2 protein-coding genes are annotated in these 1,389 nt (G+C 33.9%); both read right to left on the reverse strand.

The window, feature by feature from the left end:
- Positions 1-866: IS3 family transposase (locus tag B5V89_RS19785; protein WP_181294726.1), on the reverse strand; the 866-nt coding region annotated here is incomplete at its 3' end.
- Entirely contained in the window at positions 767-1,336 is a 570-nt protein-coding gene (locus B5V89_RS19790) for a helix-turn-helix domain-containing protein (protein WP_066235443.1), read from the reverse strand. The genes B5V89_RS19790 and B5V89_RS19785, both read right to left, overlap by 100 nt.
- Positions 1,337-1,389 lie beyond the last annotated feature (53 nt).

Genomic DNA, 1,389 nt, shown 5'->3' on the forward strand with positions numbered 1-1,389 from the left:
TGTTTGATACGTTTGTTATTATAATAATCTATATATCTTTCAATCTTGCTCTTTAATTCTTCAAAAGAACACAATGCCTCTCCATGATACATCTCTTGTTTTAATAAACCAAAGAAGTTTTCCATTGGTGAATTATCTAAGCAGTTTCCTTTTCTAGACATACTTTGAAAAACTTTATTTTTCTTAAGTGTTTTCACCCATTTTCTATGTTGATAATGCCATCCTTGGTCAGAATGAATAGTTGTTCTGTATTTTGATTCTTTTACGATTTCTAATGCTTTTCCCAAGGGTTTCATCACAAGTTCTAAACTTGGATGCTTAGCTATTTCATGTGAAAGTATTTCACCATTAAACATGTCCATGATTGGATTTAAATATAATTTTTCTCCATTAGTACATTTAAACTCAGTGATATCTGTAGTTAACTTTTGATGGGGCACATTAGAATAAAATCTACGATTAATAAGGTTCTTCGCAACTTTTCCAACAGTACCTTTGTAAGAACTATACTTGCGTGTTTTTCTCCAGAACTTTTTTCCTTTTAGTCCTAGTTTCTTCATGATACGTTGAATCCTCTTATGATTCACTTTATAGCCCCGATTTCCCAATTCAAGATGAATACGACGGTAACCATAATTTCCGTCATTTTCTTCGAAAATGGATTGGATAAGATCTTCTAGTCCTTGATCCGGATTAACCTTTTTCATCATCTTTATATGATAGTGGTAGGAGGATTCAGGGATGCCGACTACATGTAATACATCCCTTAATTTAAATTCTTCTTTGAGTTCGAATGATAATGCTGCCTGTGCTTTTCTAGATAGCCCTCCGGATCCATCTGAAAAGCTCGCAACTTTTTTAGATATTCTACCTCCAAACGAAGAAGCTCATTTTCTCTTTCTAGTTTTTGTTCGTATGTCATTTCTTTTTCTTCCACGTGTTTGTTTTTATTACTCTTACTCGTACCTTTATCAGACATGGGTGACCGTCCTTTCGGTTTACCCAGGGCTTCAGCACCACCTTCAAGAAATTCCTTTTTCCATCTAGATATCATCGGAGGGTTAGTTATCCCAAATTGAAGGGCTGAATCAATCACTGAAGAACCTGTTCTCTTCATAAATCTTAATACATCTAGCTTAAATTGAACAGAATATGATTTCTCATGTTTCTTGCTCATTAAGCTTTCGGCACCAAAATTTTCGTAATTTTTTACCCAGTTAATAATCTGCTTATGTGACTTCACACCATGTTTACGGGCTAAGAGCTTGTATCCAAGATTTCCTTCTAGATATTCTTTAACTACCATCAGTTTAAATTTCTCACTATATTTAGCCATAAATAAACACTCCAAAAGTTAGATTTTTACTCTAACTTTTGGGGTGCAGTACA

This window comes from Heyndrickxia sporothermodurans, from assembly GCF_003055045.1.
GTDB lineage: Bacteria > Bacillota > Bacilli > Bacillales > Bacillaceae_C > Heyndrickxia > Heyndrickxia sporothermodurans.